17 protein-coding genes are annotated in these 18,458 nt (G+C 61.1%); 11 read left to right on the top strand and 6 right to left on the bottom strand.

Features of this window, described 5'->3' with window-relative positions:
* The first annotated feature begins 180 nt into the window (after positions 1-180).
* Complete coding sequence (lpxC, locus tag DYI22_RS15895) at positions 181-1,098, top strand: UDP-3-O-acyl-N-acetylglucosamine deacetylase (RefSeq protein WP_213479049.1); 918 nt, start codon at positions 181-183, stop codon at positions 1,096-1,098.
* Between the two features lie 11 nt (positions 1,099-1,109).
* Here the strand turns inward: lpxC and DYI22_RS15890 are convergent, their stop codons facing one another.
* Complete coding sequence (locus DYI22_RS15890; RefSeq protein ID WP_213479048.1) at positions 1,110-1,556, bottom strand: DciA family protein; 447 nt, start codon at positions 1,554-1,556, stop codon at positions 1,110-1,112.
* 212 nt (positions 1,557-1,768) lie between these two features.
* Between DYI22_RS15890 and DYI22_RS15885 the strand changes: the two genes are divergently transcribed.
* From DYI22_RS15885 to ribA, 6 genes are all read left to right on the top strand, one after another.
* Positions 1,769-2,725 (top strand): M23 family metallopeptidase, encoded by a 957-nt coding sequence (locus DYI22_RS15885; protein WP_213479047.1) that lies wholly within the window; start codon positions 1,769-1,771, stop codon positions 2,723-2,725.
* Positions 2,726-2,918: 193 nt separating this feature from the next.
* Complete coding sequence (secA, locus tag DYI22_RS15880; RefSeq protein ID WP_213479046.1) at positions 2,919-5,657, top strand: preprotein translocase subunit SecA; 2,739 nt, start codon at positions 2,919-2,921, stop codon at positions 5,655-5,657.
* A gap of 106 nt (positions 5,658-5,763) precedes the next feature.
* Positions 5,764-6,981 (top strand): bifunctional glutamate N-acetyltransferase/amino-acid acetyltransferase ArgJ, encoded by a 1,218-nt coding sequence (argJ, locus tag DYI22_RS15875; RefSeq protein ID WP_213479045.1) that lies wholly within the window; start codon positions 5,764-5,766, stop codon positions 6,979-6,981.
* Positions 6,982-6,983: 2 nt separating this feature from the next.
* Positions 6,984-7,940, top strand: coding sequence for a Nudix family hydrolase (locus DYI22_RS15870; RefSeq protein ID WP_213479044.1), 957 nt, complete (start codon positions 6,984-6,986; stop codon positions 7,938-7,940).
* Positions 7,941-8,041: 101 nt separating this feature from the next.
* The gene (gene moaC / locus DYI22_RS15865) at positions 8,042-8,530 is read left to right on the top strand and encodes a cyclic pyranopterin monophosphate synthase MoaC (protein ID WP_213479043.1); all 489 of its coding nucleotides are present in this window, start codon (positions 8,042-8,044) and stop codon (positions 8,528-8,530) included.
* Between the two features lie 109 nt (positions 8,531-8,639).
* A complete protein-coding gene (gene ribA, locus DYI22_RS15860; RefSeq protein WP_213479042.1) occupies positions 8,640-9,254 on the top strand; it encodes a GTP cyclohydrolase II in 615 nt (204 codons plus the stop codon).
* A gap of 56 nt (positions 9,255-9,310) precedes the next feature.
* Here the strand turns inward: ribA and dxs are convergent, their stop codons facing one another.
* The 4 genes from dxs to DYI22_RS15840 form a co-directional block, all read right to left on the bottom strand.
* The gene (gene dxs / locus DYI22_RS15855; RefSeq protein ID WP_213479041.1) at positions 9,311-11,242 is read right to left on the bottom strand and encodes a 1-deoxy-D-xylulose-5-phosphate synthase; all 1,932 of its coding nucleotides are present in this window, start codon (positions 11,240-11,242) and stop codon (positions 9,311-9,313) included.
* Between the two features lie 72 nt (positions 11,243-11,314).
* The gene (locus DYI22_RS15850) at positions 11,315-12,214 is read right to left on the bottom strand and encodes a polyprenyl synthetase family protein (protein ID WP_213479040.1); all 900 of its coding nucleotides are present in this window, start codon (positions 12,212-12,214) and stop codon (positions 11,315-11,317) included.
* A complete protein-coding gene (locus DYI22_RS15845; RefSeq protein ID WP_213479039.1) occupies positions 12,211-12,468 on the bottom strand; it encodes an exodeoxyribonuclease VII small subunit in 258 nt (85 codons plus the stop codon). Before DYI22_RS15845 ends, DYI22_RS15850 begins: the two co-directional genes overlap by 4 nt.
* 53 nt (positions 12,469-12,521) lie before the next feature.
* Positions 12,522-13,298, bottom strand: a complete 777-nt coding sequence (locus DYI22_RS15840; RefSeq protein WP_213479038.1) for an NRDE family protein — start codon at positions 13,296-13,298, stop codon at positions 12,522-12,524.
* 84 nt (positions 13,299-13,382) lie between these two features.
* Here DYI22_RS15840 and DYI22_RS15835 point away from each other — a divergent pair, with 84 nt between their 5' ends.
* From DYI22_RS15835 to DYI22_RS15820, 4 genes are all read left to right on the top strand, one after another.
* Positions 13,383-14,180: a sulfite exporter TauE/SafE family protein gene (locus tag DYI22_RS15835; protein ID WP_213479037.1), complete on the top strand. Its 798-nt coding sequence runs from the start codon at positions 13,383-13,385 to the stop codon at positions 14,178-14,180.
* 10 nt (positions 14,181-14,190) lie between these two features.
* On the top strand, positions 14,191-14,979 hold the full coding sequence (gene lgt, locus DYI22_RS15830) for a prolipoprotein diacylglyceryl transferase (RefSeq protein WP_213479036.1): 789 nt from the start codon (positions 14,191-14,193) through the stop codon (positions 14,977-14,979).
* Entirely contained in the window at positions 14,976-15,815 is an 840-nt protein-coding gene (locus DYI22_RS15825; RefSeq protein ID WP_213479035.1) for a thymidylate synthase, read from the top strand. Before lgt ends, DYI22_RS15825 begins: the two co-directional genes overlap by 4 nt.
* Positions 15,816-16,261: 446 nt before the next feature.
* The gene (locus DYI22_RS15820; protein ID WP_213479034.1) at positions 16,262-16,777 is read left to right on the top strand and encodes a dihydrofolate reductase; all 516 of its coding nucleotides are present in this window, start codon (positions 16,262-16,264) and stop codon (positions 16,775-16,777) included.
* Here DYI22_RS15820 and DYI22_RS15815 read toward each other — a convergent pair.
* Positions 16,756-18,270, bottom strand: a complete 1,515-nt coding sequence (locus tag DYI22_RS15815) for a DEAD/DEAH box helicase (RefSeq protein ID WP_213479033.1) — start codon at positions 18,268-18,270, stop codon at positions 16,756-16,758. The genes DYI22_RS15820 and DYI22_RS15815 overlap by 22 nt on opposite strands.
* Positions 18,271-18,458 lie beyond the last annotated feature (188 nt).

Here is an 18,458-nt window from a genome sequence, read left to right as displayed (position 1 = left end):
GTTTCCTGACGAAAAAGGGGCCAGTACACCGGATTGAGTATGCGCTGATTGCAATGTGTTGGCTTATTGTAAAATTCAGGCAAAGCCAGATTGGTTAAATGGTACTCAGTCTGACTTTCTGATATTCTCCGGGCAGATTTTGCCTAGAATATCGCCAATTTGTGACGGAATGATGAACCGATGATCAGACAACGGACACTTAAAAACACTATCCGTGCAACCGGTGTGGGGCTGCATTCCGGGGAGAAGGTTTACCTGACCCTGAAGCCCGCGCCTGTTGATTCAGGGATCATTTTCCGCAGAACGGATCTGGACCCGATGGTCGAGATCCGCGCCTGCGCGGAAAATGTGGGTGAGACCATGCTGTCCACGACGCTGGTGAAAGACGGTGTCCGTGTGGCAACAGTAGAGCATTTGCTGTCGGCCATGGCTGGTCTCGGAATCGATAACTGCTTTGTGGAGCTCAGTGCTGCCGAGGTTCCCATTATGGACGGCTCTGCCGGTCCGTTTGTGTTCCTGTTGCAGTCTGCCGGCATTGCCGAGCAGGAAGCCGCCAAGCGCTTTATCCGCATCAAGCGTGAAGTGACCATTGAAGAAGACGACAAGAAGGCCACCTTCCTGCCGTTTGAAGGCTTCAAGGTCAGCTTCGGGATCGACTTTGATCACCCCGTGTTCAAGGGTCGCGCCCAGACCGCCACCGTTGACTTCTCCAGCACGTCCTTCGTGAAGGAAGTCAGCCGCGCCCGTACCTTCGGTTTCATGCGTGACATCGAAAAGCTGCGTGCGATGAATCTGGCGCTGGGTGGCAGTGTGGATAACGCCATTGTGGTAGACGACTACAAGATTCTTAACGAAGACGGCCTTCGTTACGATGACGAGTTCGTCAAGCACAAGGTGCTGGATGCGATCGGCGACCTGTACCTGTTGGGCAACAGCCTGATTGGTGAGTTCCGTGGCATCAAGTCCGGACACGACCTGAATAACAAGCTGCTGCGCAAGCTCAGGGCTGAAGAGGATGCGTGGGAAGTGGTGACCTTCGACGACGAGGCCACTGCCCCGATTTCCTACATGAAACCTGTGCTGGCGGCCCAGGCTTAAGGCTGGATGCTTTAATCCCGGACGTGGCTTGCGAGTTTTTCGAGAACCTCGCGTAATTGTTTGTCCTTCGTGTGCCCGGCTTCCTCTTTGAGGAGCCGGGCATTTTCGTTGCTCAGGGGTGCCTTTTCCACTTTCGGCTTGTCGCGAAACCGCGGCGGCGCCACCTTCACTTTCAGCTTCCACACGAAACGGAACATCTCATGGGTGCGCAGGCATTCCATGATTTCGTGTTGGCGAAAGCGGATCTGACTGGCCGCCCCGGCCGTTTCGGCGGAAAGCACCAGCTCGCCGTCCTGGCAGGTGACAAAGCGCGCCCCGCGGGCAAGATGATCGGGCAGTGCCGACAGCACCACGTCTTCGGCTTGCTGGTGCAGCTCGGCCTTGTGCATCAGTTCGCGCAGAACCGGCGCGCGGCGGAAGGTGTCCGGGGTCAACTTGAGGTCTGATTGCTTTTTCATGGTCGCGGTTTTTCTCGACGACTCCGGTTACGATTGGTTACACTTCAATACGGTTTGGCAGCAGCCCCTATATTACACTCCTTTTACATTGTCTCATGTGTGAATGTCCACGGGCGGCTGCGATAATTTCGATACGTAGTTGTTGCTAAGGATGGCAGGCCCGGTCAGAATTTCCGAGGCGCAACACTACAGGATCAGGTTGCGGCTCTTCTATGAAACCAGAAGACGATATGAACATAATTTTCGTTGGCAAGCGCCATGGCAAGTCTCGCGTGGTTGCTGTGAACGCACCTGTCGCGGCTGGTCTGGTGGTCATGGTTCTCGGGCTGTTGGCAGTCGCAGGCTGGTCCGGTTACCGCGTTGCTGTCAGTCAGGCCGAGGCGGCACAACCCACGCCTTCGGAGCTGGTGCTGGAATGGCAGGCCAAACTCTCTGAACAGAAAGCCGATCTCGCCCTTGTTGAACAGAACGTCCAGCAGCAGGTTGATGCACTGACGCTGCGCCTCGGCGAGATGCAGGGGCGCCTGCTGCGCCTGGATGCCCTCGGACAGCGTTTTGTCGAGTCCGGTCTGGTTGCCAGCGACGAGTTCGACTTTGATCAGCCCGCTGCGGTTGGTGGTCCTGAAGATGAGGGGCTGGCGGGAGAATCCTTTTCCACGCCCGAGCTGACGTTCATGATCGACCAGCTTGCCCGTCGCATTGAGGACCGTGAGCAGCAGCTGCGGTTGCTGGATCAGGTCGCCTCCCGCCAGAAACTGGAGGACGAGCTGTTTCTCGAGGGTCGCCCGATCACCTGGGGATGGCTGTCGTCCCGTTATGGTTATCGCTCCGATCCGTTCACCGGCAAGCGCACCTGGCATGCCGGTGTGGATCTCGCCGGCAAGGAAGGCAGCGACATTATTGCGGTGGCCGCCGGTGTGGTGACCTATGCCGACGAGCGCTATGGTTACGGCAATCTGGTGGAGGTGGACCATGGCGATGGCCTGGTGACACGCTATGCTCACGCCAAATCCATTGAGGTGAACGTTGGCGACGTCGTCCAGAAGGGGCAGGTAGTGGCTCTGATGGGCAGTACCGGCCGCTCCACCGGGCCTCACGTTCATTTTGAAGTGATTCGCAACGGTAAATCCGAGAATCCGGAAACCTACATTCAGCGGGCCAGCCGCTGACCCGCACCGGAGGAGGCAAGTGCCTCCCCCGCGCCTTTCCCTTTTGCAACCACTCCCGTAATATCAGAACGTTACCCCGGGCTGGACGATGTCACAGGCGTAAATGACGGCACTGTGAGCCCCGCCTTTTGTACTGTCGGCAAATAAGGTTAGAATGCCGGCTTCCTCCGATTAATCAAAGAAGCAGTGGTCTATGTTCGCGAAGCTTGCAACGAAGATGTTCGGCAGTAAAAACGCCAGAGAAATCAAGAGAATGCGCAAGATGGTTCTGCGCGTTAACGAACTTGAGGAACAGTTTGGCAATCTGTCCGATACCGAGTTGCAAGGCAAGACCGCTGAGTTCCGCCGCCGCCTGGAAGAGGGTGAAAAACTCGATGCCATTCTGCCGGAAGCCTTTGCCACGGTGCGCGAGGCCAGCCGCCGGGTGATGGGTATGCGCCATTACGACGTCCAGCTGATCGGTGGTATCACCCTGCACGAGGGACACATCGCCGAGATGAAGACCGGTGAGGGTAAAACCCTGGTGGCAACCGCCTCGGTCTACCTGAACTCGCTGCCCGGCAAGGGTGTGCACGTGGTCACCGTCAACGATTACCTGGCGCGTCGCGATGCCGAGTGGATGGGCAAGCTTTACCGTTTCCTGGGTCTGCAGGTAGGCGTTGTGGTGGCCGGTCAGGCCCCGGAAGAGAAGCGCGCGGCCTATCAGGCCGATATCACCTACGGTACCAATAACGAGTTCGGCTTTGACTACCTGCGGGACAACATGGCGTTCAGCACCGAAGACAAGGTCCAGCGCGGTCTGCACTACGCCATTGTCGATGAGGTGGACTCCATCCTTATCGATGAGGCCCGTACCCCGCTGATCATCTCCGGCGCCGCCGAGGACAGCTCCAAGCTTTACCGGGCCATCAACACGCTGATTCCGAACCTGGAAAAAGGCGAAGTCAGCGAGGAAGGCGAACCCAGCGGCGATTTCACCATCGATGAAAAATCCCGCCAGGCCGAGCTGACCGAGGCCGGCCACGAAAAAGTGGAAGAGCTGTTGCTTGAGCGCGGGCTGCTGAAGGAAGGCGAAAGCCTGTACTCCGCCGCCAACCTGAGCCTGCTGCACCACGTGCATTCGGCGCTGCGTGCTCATCACCTGTTCCAGAAGGATGTGGATTACATCGTCCAGGGTGATCAGGTGGTGATTGTCGATGAACACACCGGCCGTACCATGCCGGGGCGTCGCTGGAGCGAAGGCCTGCACCAGGCTATCGAGGCCAAGGAGGGGGTGCGGATTCAGGCCGAGAGTCAGACGCTGGCGTCGACCACCTTCCAGAACTACTTCCGCCTGTACGACAAGCTTGCCGGCATGACCGGTACTGCCGATACCGAAGCCTTCGAATTCCGCCAGATCTATGGTCTCGATGTGGTGGTGATTCCGCCCAACAAGCCGATTCAGCGTATCGATTACAACGACCTGATCTACCTGACACAGGAAGAGAAGTTCCACGCCATTATTGATGAGATCAAGGACGTCACCGCTGAGGGCCGTCCCATTCTTGTCGGTACCGCATCGATCGAGGCTTCGGAGCTGCTCTCCATGCTGCTCAAGAAGGCGCGGATCGACCATAAGATCCTCAACGCCAAGCAGCACGAAAGCGAGGCCCAGATCATCGCCCAGGCCGGTCGTCCCGGCGCGGTGACCATCGCGACCAACATGGCCGGGCGGGGAACCGACATTGTGCTGGGTGGTAACTGGGAGTTCGAGGTTGCCGGTCTCGACAACCCGACCGAGGAAGAGGTCGCGCGCCTGAAGGCGGAGTGGACCGAGCGCCATAACCAGGTGCTGGACGCCGGTGGTCTTCACATCATCGGTACCGAGCGTCATGAGTCCCGTCGCATTGACAACCAGTTGCGTGGTCGTGCCGGGCGTCAGGGTGATCCGGGCTCCTCCCGTTTCTTCCTGTCGCTGGAAGACAACCTGATGCGCATTTTTGCTCCGGATCGGGTCAAGAGCCTGATGCAGGCAATGGGCATGAAAAAGGGCGAGGCCATTGAGCACCGCATGGTGACCAACGCCATTGAAAAATCCCAGCGCAAGGTGGAAGGCCGCAACTTCGACATGCGGAAAACCCTGCTGGAGTACGATGACGTTGCCAACGACCAGCGTACGGTGATCTACGAGCAGCGCAACGAAGTGATGTCGTCTGCCGATGTGTCGGATATGATCAACACCATCCGCGAAGACGTGGTGGACGCTCTGGTCAGCGAGTACATTCCGCCGCAGAGCATGCCGGAGCAGTGGGATGTGGCAGGTCTCGAATCCCAGCTGCAGTCGGAAATGGCGATCGAACTGCCGGTGCAGAAGTGGCTGGACGAAGACAGCAAGCTCTACGAGGAAAGCTTGCGCCAGAAGATTCTTGACGCCATTGTCAGTGAGTATCAGGCCAAGGAAGCGGTGGCTGGCGCCGAATCCATGCGCAAGTTCGAGAAGCAGGTCTTCCTGCAGGTGCTGGACACGCTGTGGAAAGAGCATTTGTCCAACATGGATCACCTGCGGCGCGGTATCCACCTGCGCGGCTATGCCCAGAAAAACCCCAAGCAGGAGTACAAGCGCGAAGCCTTTAACCTGTTTGAGACCATGCTTGAAACCATGAAGCGGGATGTCACCCGGGTGTTGTGCCATGTTCGGGTGCAGAGCCGCGAAGAAATGGAAGAAGTGGAGCGCCGCCGCAAGGAAGAGCTGGAGCGTGAGCTGGCCCAGGCCAAGCTGCGCCACGAAGAAACCAGTGCCGCGGCCCAGAAGCAGCGTGAGGACGGTGAGAACGCCAACCAGCAGGGCACTCCGGAGACCTTCGTTCGCCAGGAACGCAAGGTAGGCCGAAACGAGCCCTGTCCCTGCGGGTCCGGCAAGAAGTACAAGCAGTGTTGCGGTAAGATCAGCTAATACCCGCATTTCTGCATCGAACCAGACGACCCGCACTCTGACCCAGTCAGGCTGCGGGTTTTTCGTTACGGCAGACACGATTTCAGAACAGAGCAGGAGAGTCAGCATGGCTGTAGGTCCGGGAACCTTGCCCGAATTTTTTCCGATTGCCGGCGTGCGGCTGGGTATTGGCAGCGCAGGCATCAAAAAGCCGGGCCGCAAAGACCTGGTGGTTTTCGAATTGGCGCCCGGCAGCCGGGTGGCGGGTATCTTTACCCGCAATCAGTTCTGCGCCGCACCGGTGACCGTCAGTCGCCAGCACCTCGCCCAGGGGGAGCCACGCTACCTGCTGATCAACACCGGCAATGCCAATGCCGGAACCGGTGAGCGGGGCATGGCGGACGCCCTGAGCTGCTGCCAGGCACTGGCGGATGCGGCCGGGGTTACGGCTTCTTCTGTGCTGCCGTTCTCCACAGGGGTGATTGGCGAGCCGCTGCCTGTCGAGAAGATTGTGTCGGCCCTGCCGGCGGCACTGGCGAATGCCGGCGAGAATCACTGGGCTGACGCCGCCGCCGGAATCATGACGACCGATACCCGGCCCAAAGGAGCCTCGGTGGAGCTGGACCTGGAAGGGCATCGGGTGTCGATCTCGGGGATTAGCAAGGGTGCCGGAATGATTCGTCCGAATATGGCCACCATGCTGGGCTTTATCGCCACTGACGCGAACATTGCTCCGGACCTCCTGGCGCAACTGGCCTCGGAGCTGGGGGAGCAATCCTTCAACCGGATTACCATCGACGGCGACACCTCCACCAACGATGCCTGCATGCTGATTGCCAGCGGCCAGTACGACGGGCCGGAAATCACCGCGGATAGCCCGTTACTGCCCAAGCTGAAAGAGGCGCTGCGGCAGGTGTACCTGGATCTGGCCCATGCCATCGTTCGTGACGGCGAAGGCGCCACCAAGTTTGTCACCATTGAGGTGAGCCAGGCTGCCAACCAGCAGGAGGCGCTGGATGTGGCCTACACCGTGGCGCATTCGCCACTGGTAAAAACTGCGTTGTTTGCCTCTGATCCCAACTGGGGGCGGATACTCGCCGCAGTGGGTCGTGCCGGGGTGGACGGCCTGGACCTCGGTGCCCTGGAGATTTACCTCGGGGACGTGTGCCTGGTGCGTAACGGTGGCCGCGCCGAGGATTATTCCGAGCAGCGGGGGCAGGCGGTGATGGACCGCGAGGAGATCACCATCGCTATCGATCTGAAACGGGGTGACGTCAACGAGCGGGTCTGGACCTGCGATTTTTCCCACGACTACGTCACCATCAACGCCGAATATCGCACCTGACCATGACCGGCAAAGATATTCATGTGGCGGTGGCGGTAATCGTCCGCGAGGGCAGGGTGCTGATCGCCCGGCGGCCGGATCATGTGCACCAGGGCGGTTTGCTGGAGTTTCCCGGCGGTAAAGTGGAAGCCGGTGAGACGGTGCAGCAAGCGCTGGTGCGGGAGATTCTCGAGGAAACTGGCCTACGGGTTCCGCAGGCATCGTTGCGCCCGGTGATTGAAATCCGCCATGACTACGGGGACAAACGGGTCTTTCTGGATGTCTGGCGAACCCACGATGCCATCGGTGACGCCGAGGGCCGCGAGGGCCAGCCAATCCAGTGGTTGCCCCTGGAGGCACTGCGGGACCACGACTTTCCCGTTGCCAACCGGCCCATCATCCGGGCCCTGCAATTGCCGTCCTGGCTGGCGATTACCGGCGGCTATCGGGCCCCGGCGGATCTGGTCAACCAGTTCCAGGAGCGGGTCAGCTTGGCGCGCCCGCCCTTGGCGATGCTGAGAGCACCGGCGCTCAACGATCAGGAATACCAGGCCGTGGCCCGTGATCTGGTGGCGATTGGCGCTGAGTATGGCACCTCGGTGGTGTTGCACGGTGGCGTTGACCGCATGGATCTGGTGCCTGAGGCGGCCGGGCTGCACCTGCCCTGGCGTGAGGCGGAATTGTGTGACGCGCGTTCGCTCCCCGCGGAGAAATGGCTGGGCGTGTCCTGTCACAACGAGGTCGAAGTGGCGCATGCACTCACGGTGCAGGCAGATTACATTACCCTCGGGCCGGTCGCTGCCACCGCTTCCCATCCCGGAGCCGCGGTGATGGGCTGGTCAGCATTCCGCGAACTCGCCGGTGCCGCGGGCATGCCGGTTTATGCTCTCGGCGGCCTGGTGTCCGATGATCTCGAGATTGCGGTCCGTCATGGCGCCCAGGGTATCGGCGGAATCAGTTTGTGGTGGCCGGGTATCTGAGTAATGTCAGCGCAGCTGGGGACTGCCTTCTGCTACCATGATCGGACAGAGTCCATGAAATCCGCAAGATCAGTCCCGGCGTGCCGGGCACAGGAGAACCGGTGAGCAAACTGACGCACCTCAATGACCAGGGCGAAGCCCGTATGGTGGATGTGACCGCCAAGGACGTGACCGAGCGTGAGGCCCGGGCCGAGGCGCGCATCCGCATGGCCGGCGACACGCTTGCAATGATTGTCGACGGCCAGCACCCCAAAGGGGATGTGCTGGCAGTGGCGCGTATAGCCGGCATCATGGCCGCCAAGAAAACCCATGAACTGATCCCGCTATGCCATTCGCTGAACCTGAGCTCGGTGAAAGTGGAGCTGACGCCGGGGAGCGATGGTGCCTCGGTGCATATCCTCACCAGCTGTAAGCTGGCGGCCCGGACCGGGGTTGAAATGGAGGCGCTGACGGCCGCCAGTGTGGCGGCGCTCACCCTGTACGATATGTGCAAGGCGGTTGACCGGGGTATGGTGATAGAAGGCGTTCGCCTGCTGGAAAAGAAAGGTGGTCGCAGCGGCCACTGGTCCGCTTCTGATCCTGAGTCGTAAAGCTGTAAGAATCAACTCAGCTGGAGGAGCGACAGTGCAGAGACTACGCCAAGCGGGCGGCCCCATGATAGAATGCGCGGCCCGATTGATTGAACCACGAGGAAACACTGTGGCTGTTCGTTACATCCAGACCTGCCGGTTGCCCACGCCGTTTGGGGTATTCGACATGCACGGCTTCGAAGAGCCGGATACCGGCAAGGAGCACGTGGCACTTACGTTGGGTGACCTGGACAGCCCTGAGCCGATGCTTGCCCGCACCCATTCGGAGTGCCTGACCGGCGATGCGCTCTACAGCATGCGCTGCGATTGCGGCTACCAGCTGGAGGAAGCCCTGCGCAGCATTGCCCGCGAAGGTCGGGGCATTCTGATGTATCTGCGCCAGGAAGGCCGTGGCATCGGCCTGTTGAACAAGATCCGCGCCTACAATTTGCAGGATCAGGGTGCCGATACCGTGGAGGCCAATGAGAAACTGGGTTTTGCGGCGGACCTGCGAGACTACAGCATGTGCAAGGACATGCTGGAACATCTGGGCATATCGAGTCTTCGGCTGATGACCAACAATCCCCGCAAGGTAGACGCGCTGACCTCATACGGCATCAACATCACCGAGCGCGTGCCGCTTCACGTTGGTCGTAATCCGCACAACGAGCACTACCTGGATACCAAGCAAAGCAAGCTGGGCCACTGGCTTGAGACTCACCAGGACGACGACCCGCAACCGTAATCCATCCCCCCGACCGGGCTCCCCAAGGGCCCGGTTTCTGCCGCTGAGCCCGTGCCCTATTTAACCGCTTTCAGGGTCTGGTGACGCAATCGTTCCAGGCGAACCTCAATAGCCCGGCGTATGCCGTCTGCATCAAGCCCGCAATCGCTGAGCAATTCCCCGTGTTTGCCATGGTCGATAAAGCTGTCCGGCAGGCCGAGCTGCAGCACCGGCTGGCATCGCTCCCGGCTGTTGAGGAACTCGGTCACGGCACTGCCGGCGCCGCCGGCAATGGTGTTTTCCTCCAGAGTGACCAGCAGGCTGTGGCGCTCCGCCAGTGACAGGATGAGTTCTTCGTCCAGCGGCTTCACGAAGCGCATGTCGGCCACCGTGGCGCCAATCGCCTCGGCGGCCTCCAGCGCCGGAGTCAGCAGCGTGCCAAAATTCAGAATAGCCACGTCGCGCCCCTCTCTCACCATGCGCCCCTTGCCGAGTGGCAGCGGCGTCAGCTCCTCCACGATGGCGGCGCCCGGCCCGGTACCCCGGGGGTAGCGCACGGCCGCAGGGCCGTCGAACATCAACCCGGTCTGCAACAGCTGGCGGGTCTCGTTCTCGTCAGAGGGCGTCATCACCACCATGTTGGGGATGCAGCGCAGGAAACTGATGTCGAACGCGCCGGCGTGAGTCGGCCCGTCCTCACCGACCAGGCCTGCCCGGTCGATGGCGAACAGCACATCGAGATTCTGTATGGCCACGTCGTGAATCAGCTGGTCATAGGCCCGCTGCAGGAATGTGGAGTAGATGGCCACCACCGGTTTGGCGCCGTCGCAGGCGAGGCCGGCGGCGAGCGTGACCGCATGTTGTTCGGCAATCGCCACATCGTGGTAGCGCTCCGGAAAACGCTGGGAGAAGGCCAGCAAATCCGAACCTTCACACATCGCCGGGGTAATGCCGACCACCCGCTCGTCCTGGGCGGCAGCGTCACACAGCCACTGGCCAAAGACGTTGGCGTACTTGGGGCGGGACGCCTTGGGCTTGACCGGCTCAGGCTTGCTGGCCGGCACCGGCTCGATCTTGTTGATGGCGTGGTAACCGATCGGGTCGGCCTCCGCCGGGGCGAAGCCCTTGCCCTTGGTGGTGACCACGTGGAGGAATTGCGGCCCATCCAGTTCGCGAATGTTTTCCAGGGTCTCCACCAGCAAGGGCAGGTCGTGACCGTCGATGGGGCCGATGTAATTGAAACCCAGTTCCTCGAACAGCGTGCCCGGCGCGATCATGCCCTTGAAGTGTTCCTCGGTTTTCTTCGCCAGCGCCATCAGGTTGGGGGCCCCCTGAAGCACTTTTTTGCTGCTGTCGCGGACCTGATTGTAGGTCCGGCTGGCCAGCAGCTTGGCAAAATAATTGGACAGCCCGCCGACGTTGCGGGAAATCGACATGTCGTTGTCGTTCAGCACCACCAGCATGTCGGCGTGCAGGTGGCCGGCGTGGTTCAATGCCTCGAACGCCATGCCCGCGGTCATCGCACCGTCGCCGATCACCGCAATGCTCTTGCGACCGGTGCCCTGCATGCGGGCGGCCAGCGCCATGCCCAGGGCGGCGCTGATGGAGGTGCTGGAGTGGCCCACGCCAAAGGTGTCGTATTCGCTTTCCGCGCGCTTGGGGAAGCCGGCCAGGCCGCCCTTGCGCCGAATGCTGCCCATTTGCTCGCGGCGACCGGTGAGAATCTTGTGGGGGTAGGCCTGATGGCCCACGTCCCAGACCAGACGATCCCCGGGGGTGTTAAAGACATAGTGCAGGGCCACCGTCAGCTCGAGCACCCCGAGGCCGGCACCGAAGTGGCCGCCAGTCTGGCCCACCGACCACAACAGAAACGCCCGCAGCTCGCGGGCCAGTTGCGTCAATTGTTCGGCCGGCAGTTCCCGCAGTTGGTCCGGAGTCTCAATCCTGTCCAGAAGCGGCGTATTGGGCCGCTGCGGCGGGATTTCCTTGAAAATATATGTGTCCTGCATCTGCTCGGGTCTTTTCCGGTCTATGTGTGACAAATCAGTGAATGATAGTGTGCGCTTCCGGCCCCGGATCAATCAATGGGTGCGGGCAACGACGTAATCGGCAATCGCGCGCAGCGGATCGGCTTCGGCACCAAAACCGGCCAGGCTCTGCAGGGCCAGTTTTTTCAGTTGCGACAGGTGATCCCGTGCGCCCTGAATGCCCAACAGTGAGGGAAAGGTTGGCTTGCCACGGGCCAGGTCCGAGCCCTGGGGCTTGCCGATAACCGCAGTGTCGCCCTCAATGTCGAGCAGGTCGTCCTGGACCTGAAATGCCAGGCCCAGCGCCCGGGCGTAGCAGCTCAGGTCTTCCAGTTGCCGGTCGGATACCTGCGTCGCGGTCATGGCGCCCAGACGGACACTGGCTTCGATGAGCGCGCCGGTTTTGTGGCGGTGCATCGATTCCAGTTCGGCGATGGTGAGGGCTTTACCCACGGAGGCCAGATCAATCGCCTGGCCGCCCACCATGCCGCGGTAGCCGCTGGCGTGGGCCAGTTCCCGCACCATGGCGATCCGCGTGGTGTCGTCCAGCCCGGGGGCTTCCGCCAGCCAGCCAAATGCCATTGCCTGCAGGGCGTCGCCGGCGAGAATCGCTGTGGCTTCGTCAAACGCGATGTGGGCCGTGGGGCGTCCACGGCGAAGCTCGTCGTTGTCCATGGCCGGCAGGTCGTCGTGAATCAGGGAGTAGGCGTGTACCAACTCCAGCGCGCAGGCCGGAACCAGCGCGCTTTCTGTGGGCTGGCCAACTGCTTTGGCGGCCGCCAGGCACAGCGCCGGGCGTATGCGTTTGCCGCCGCCCAGCACGCCGTAGCGCATGGCCTGCTGGAGCCGGTCGGAGGTCTCGCCGGCGGCCGCGATGCGGCCGTCCAGTTCGGCGTCAACCCGGGCCCGGGAGGTTTCCAGAAAGCTTTCCGCAAGCAGGGGTTGCGCGGTCATCCGGCCGACCCGTCCGGGGTGAACGGCCGCGATTCCAGGCTGCCGTCGCTGTTTTGCACCAGCTGTTCAACGCGCTGTTCCGCTGTTTTCAGCGCCTGCTGGCATTCGCGGGTCAGTTTTACGCCACGCTCGAAGGCGGCCAGGGATTGTTCCAGGGACAGTTCCCCCTGTTCCAGGTCGCGGACCAGCTTTTCAAGCTCATCGAGGGATTTTTCAAAGTCGGCAATGGATGTTGCGCCTTGTTCACCGGCCATCAGGGCCTCCGGTTGCGTCGCGGGTTTGCGCGGATTATATCAAAGGTTGCGGGCTATCGCTGCCAGCAGAACTGACGTTGTTCTCCGGGCTCGCCCATTGGCTGCCAGGTTTGTTCGGTAACCCGAATTTCCCCGCCACGGCTGACCGATACCACCGTGGTGGCGCGGGTGCCATAATCGCGTCCGACGATGAATGGCGAAGACAGGAAACGCTCCGTCTCGAGACCGACTCCGGTGTCGGGCAGCTCTCGATCCGGCGCCGGGTCGGTGTTCTGCAGCAGCGGGATCAGCGACTGGTGCAGCTGCCCGGAAGCGTTGGCGGGCGTTGCCGCCAGGAGCTGCGCCACCGCGGTTCGCAGTTTGAGGAGTTTTGGCCAGGGGCTTTGCAGCAGGTGATTGCTGAGGCCGTAGGTGCCCCGATGCAGGTGGCGGCCCGGGTGGGCATCGCGGTTGCTGTAATACCAGCCGCTGTCAGTGCTGAGGCGAATAAGATTGAAGCCCGCGTAGCAAGCCTGCTGTTCCGCGAGCTGCCGTGCAACGTCATCCGCGGATTCAGACAGCGCCCGCAGAGGCAGCTCGCCGCGGCTGGATTGCCCGGCCTCGGCGCTGCCTTCGCGCACATTGGTCACGGCGGCCACCTCGCCGCGCCGGGTGACGGCGAGCCAGGTGCCGCCCGACAGCAGATCGCGGCCAGCCAGCACCGGATTGCCGGCGGTGTCCTGCCACCATTCCATGGCGGCGGTGGGACGGCGGAAGAACTCGTCGCGGTTGGCGGCTACCACCAGCGGGTAATCCGGGTGTTGTCCGAGGGAAAAGGCTATCAGGCACATAGGGATCGGGGGCTCTCATAATGAACTCGGCTGCGTCGGTGTGTATCATACCAGCCTCATTAATTGTCCGGGTGTGACGGTACCATGACCCTGTTGAGCGTATTTGCCCTGTATCTGGCGCTGGGCGCCTTTGCCGGAACCCTGGCGGGGCTGTTTGGCATCGGCGGTGGCCTGGTGATTGTGCCGGTACTCATCTTCAGTTTCGGGCTTCAGGGGATCAGCCCCGACGTTGCCGCCCATCTGGCGGTCGGCACGTCGCTCGCGACCATCGTCTTCACCTCACTCAGCTCGATCCGTTCCCATCATCTGCACGGGGCGGTGCGTTGGGACATCATCCGGCCGATGACCCTGGGCATTGTGATCGGTGCGCTGGTGGGCGCCTGGACCGCGTCTCTGCTGAGCGGTCCGGCGCTGGAACTTGTGATCGGGGTGTTTGTCATTCTGGTGGCCATCAAGATGATCCTGGAGGTTAACCCCAAGCCTGGGCGGGTGGTGCCGGGATCCGTAGGCCTGGGCGCTGCGGGCGGGGGCATCGGTTGGGCTTCCGCCATTTTCGGTATCGGTGGCGGCACGTTGACCGTGCCGTACCTGAGCTGGTGCAACGTCAACATGCAACAGGCCGTCGGCACGTCGGCGGCCTGCGGCCTGCCGATCGCCCTGGCCGGCGCTCTGGGTAACGTCTGGACCGGCTGGGGGCACCCCCAGTTGCCAGAACTGACCGTGGGCTTTATTTATTTGCCGGCGCTGCTGGGTATTATTCTGACCAGCGTGGTGTTTGCGAGAGTGGGTGCCAACCTGGCGCATCGCTTGAACGCCCGCTTCCTGAAGCGCATTTTTGCCGTCATGTTGATCCTGGTCGGCATCCGCTTTCTTATGAGCTGAGAGGTTACTGATGCTGCAGCATCCGCAGTTTGATCCCGTGGCCATTTCCCTGGGGCCCCTGAAGATTCATTGGTACGGCCTGACCTATCTGGTCGGGTTCGTCGCTGGCTGGTGGCTGGGCCGCCTCCGTGCCCGCAAACCCTGGTCGCCACTGAACGAGGACCAGGTGGGCGACCTGCTGTTCTATATCGCCCTCGGGGTGATTCTGGGCGGCCGTTTCGGATACGTGGTGTTCTACAATTTCGACGCCTTTATCGCCGACCCGCTCTGGTTGCTGCGGGTCTGGGAAGGCGGCATGTCGTTTCATGGCGGCCTGCTGGGCGTGATGCTCGCCATGTGGTGGTACGGTCGCAAGGTGGGCAGTGGCTTCTGGCCCATGGCGGATTTCGTGGCGCCACTGGTGCCGATCGGCCTGGGTGCCGGTCGCATCGGTAACTTCATCAACGGCGAACTCTGGGGCAAGCCCACCGATGTGCCCTGGGGCATGGTGTTTCCACAGGCGCCGGATGCCCTGGCGCGTCACCCGTCCCAGCTATACCAGTTTGCGCTGGAAGGCGTCGTCTTCTTCATCATTCTGTGGTGGTTTTCCGCAAAGCCCCGCCCGCGTATGGCGGTCTCGGGCCTGTTCCTGGTGTGTTATGGGGTGTTTCGCTTCCTGGTGGAGTTCGTGCGCCAGCCGGATCCGCAACTGGGGTACCTGGCCTTTGACTGGCTCACCATGGGGCAGGTGCTGTCGTTTCCGATGATCGTGGCCGGTGCCGGCCTGATGTTGATTGCTTACCGCAGAGGTGTTCAATGAAAGCCTATCTCGACCTGATGAAAGACGTGGTGGATAACGGACTCGACCGCGGCGACCGCACCGGCGTGGGTACCCGTTCCGTCTTTGGCCGTCAGATCCGTTTTGATCTGCAGCAGGGCTTTCCGTTGGTGACCACCAAAAAAGTACATCTGCGCAGCATCATCCAGGAGCTGCTTTGGTTCCTGCAGGGCTCCACCGACAACAACTGGCTGAAAGAGCGTAACGTCTCCATCTGGAACGAATGGGCGCTGGACGACGGCGACCTCGGGCCGATCTACGGCAAACAGTGGCGCAGCTGGCATTGCCCGGGCGGCAGTACCGTTGACCAGATCAGCGAACTGATCGAGCAGATCCGCACCAAGCCCAACTCCCGCCGGCTGATTGTCTCCGCCTGGAACCCCGCGGAACTCCCGGACGAATCCATCGGGCCCCAGGACAACGTCCGCCAGGGTCGCATGGCGCTGGCGCCCTGCCACTGCCTGTTCCAGTTCTACGTGGCCGATGGCAAGCTCTCCTGCCAGCTGTATCAGCGCAGTGCCGACCTGTTCCTGGGCGTACCCTTCAACATCGCATCCTACGCGCTGCTCACCCATATGATTGCCCAGCAGTGCGACCTGGGTGTCGGCGAGTTCGTGCATACCTTCGGTGATTGCCACCTGTATCAGAACCACCTGACCGACGACATTGTGTTCGAGCAGTTGAAGCGGGAGCCGCGGGCGTTGCCTGAACTGGTGATCAAACGTAAGCCGGATTCGATTTTTGAGTACGAGTTGGAAGATTTCGAATTTGAGGGGTATGCCCCTTATCCTGGGATCAAGGCGCCGATTGCGATTTGACCGGGCCCAGGTGGGTGTCACCGGTCCGATAGTTGTGGGGCGGCAGGGTAGCGGGTGGGGATTTCCGAAAAACGCCTCAAGGCATCCATGCCCGGCTTCGGCTCCGCCATCCATGGCTCCGCAGATTTTCGGAAAGCCCCACCCGCTACCCTGCGTTTTGACAATAAAGTTCGCTGTTCAAGAAGATTCGGTCATGGTTGGGATGGCTTACTCCGGTTTGAGCAAACGACTGCTTCAGCAATCAGTTCGAACGGACGGACTCCATGGTCGAATCGCAAGAGGGCGGGCAGGGGTGTTCAAAAATCTGCGGAGCCATGGATGGCGGAGCCGAAGCCGCACAGGGACGTCTTGAGGCGCTTTTTGAACACCCCTGCTTGCCCTCTTGCAGCCCCAAAGTCTAATGCCCGAAGTTCAATGCCAGGACCTGAGAACCAAGAGGACAAAACATGAGAAAAGCCCTGATAGTCGCCATGTCCCGCAATCGGGTCATCGGTCGAGACAACAAGCTGCCGTGGTATCTGCCGGGCGATCTGCGGTACTTCAAGCAGGCCACCATGGGCAAGCCCATCATTATGGGTCGGAAAACCTGGGATTCCATTGGCCGGCCCTTGCCAGGGCGGATGAACGTGGTTATTTCACGGAATCCGGAATGGGAAGCGCCCGCTGGTACTGTGGCGGCAGCGTCACTGGAAGAAGCGTTGGTTAAAGCCGAGGCACAGGCTGAAATCGAGGGCGGGGATGAAGTCATGATTATCGGGGGCGGGCAGATCTATGCGGAAGCCCTGCCGTTGATCGATCGGATTTATATCACTCAGGTACACGCGGAGATCGAGGGGGATGCGTTCTTTCCGGAAGTGAACTGGGATGACTGGGAAGAAATCGGACGGGAGGATTTCTCCGCGTCCGATAACAACCCGTACGACTACAGTTTTGTCGTGTATCAGCGCTTGGCGTCAGCCTGACGGGGAGGGCGCTTGCCACCCTTGCCCGGGGGCTTGCCCTTGGGGCCAGGGCCACCGCGGCCTTTCGGCCCCTTCTTGAAACCAGGCTTGAAGCCCGGCTTTCCGCCCGGACGACCGCCGCCACCCTTGCGATCACGGCGCGGAGCAGAGGCAGACACCACCGGCAGCGCTTCCGGCTGCTCCAGCGGCATGGAGCCAGGCTGTAACGCTTCCATCCAGCACGCCAGGGCGCCGGCGACCATCGCCATGTCCATGTCATTGCGCTCGGCAATCTCATCCAGAAGCGCCATTGACTTGGCCAGCTTGCGGTCTTCGGCAAAGCCCAGCAACTGTTGCTCGAACTGCTGCTCCCGCATCTTTTTCAGATCCGTGGGGGAGGGCAGCTCATAGGCTTCCATCGGCGAGTTGGTGGCGCGCTCAAGGGTACGCAGCCAGCTGCGCTCCCGCGGCGTCACCAGCAGGATGGCCTTACCTTCACGGCCGGCACGGCCGGTACGGCCCACCCGGTGAATGTAGGCTTCGGTATCGTAAGGCACGTCGTAGTTGATGACGTGAGTGATGCGGGGCACATCCAGGCCGCGGGCGGCCACGTCCGTCGCAACGATAATGTCTTTCTTGCCGCGCTTGAGGTCTTCCACCGTCTGCTCACGCTGACGCTGGTTGAGGTCGCCGTTCAGCGGTGCCACGGCGTGGCCGCGGGCAGACAGCTTCTCGGCCAGCAGGGTGGTTTCCGCCTTGGTACGCACGAAAATGATCGAGGCGTCGAAGGGCTCCACTTCGAGAATGCGGGTCAGCGCGTCGAGCTTGCGCTCGGCGTAGACCGGCAGCACGAACTGGGAAATACGCTCGACGGTGCGGGTTTCGCTCTCGATTTTTACCTCGGTGGCGTTACGCAGATAGGTCTGCGCCACTTTCTTGATCTGCGGCGGCATGGTGGCCGAGAACAGAGCGCGCTGACAGTTCTCCGGTGTTTTGGCGAGAATCGCCTCCACGTCGTCGATGAAGCCCATGCGCAGCATCTCGTCGGCTTCGTCGAGCACCAGTGCCTTCAGGCTGTCGAGCTTGAGGGTGCCGCGACGGAGGTGGTCCAGCAGGCGTCCCGGCGTGCCGACAACAACCTGTGCACCTCGCTTGAGCGCTTTCAGCTGCGGATAGAAATCCTGACCACCGTAAATGGGCAGTACATGGAACCGGCTGAATTTGCTGGCGTAGGTAGTGAATGCTTCCGCCACCTGGATGGCCAGCTCCCGCGTGGGGGCCAGCACCAGGATCTGCGGGTCCATCACGGACGCGTCGATGCGGCTCAGCAACGGCAGCGCAAACGCTGCGGTTTTGCCGGTACCGGTCTGTGCTACGCCAAGAAGGTGGTTGCCAGCAAGCAGAGCGGGAATGGCCTGAGCCTGAATCGGGGACGGAGTTTCATAGCCGACGGCGGTTACAGCTTCAAGAACGGCTGCATCCAGACCAAGTTCGGCAAAAGACAATTCTGACATTAATGTACTCGGAATTCGGAGGGTAGAGCATTGCATGGCAATGCATGATGTGACCGCATTATAGCCCGTTTGTCGTTGCTTTAATACGCATAATACCGGACCGGTCGTAGGTAGTTGCCGGTGACGGCCATTGCGCTGGCGCGGATAATTGGGCAGTCTTCAGGCAGTTACCAATAGCAAGCTAACAG

Origin of the sequence: Marinobacter lipolyticus, from assembly GCF_018424605.1 — a bacterium.
In the GTDB taxonomy this organism is placed as follows: Bacteria; Pseudomonadota; Gammaproteobacteria; order Pseudomonadales; family Oleiphilaceae; genus Marinobacter; species Marinobacter lipolyticus_B.
This window is presented reverse-complemented; position numbering and strand designations above follow the sequence as displayed.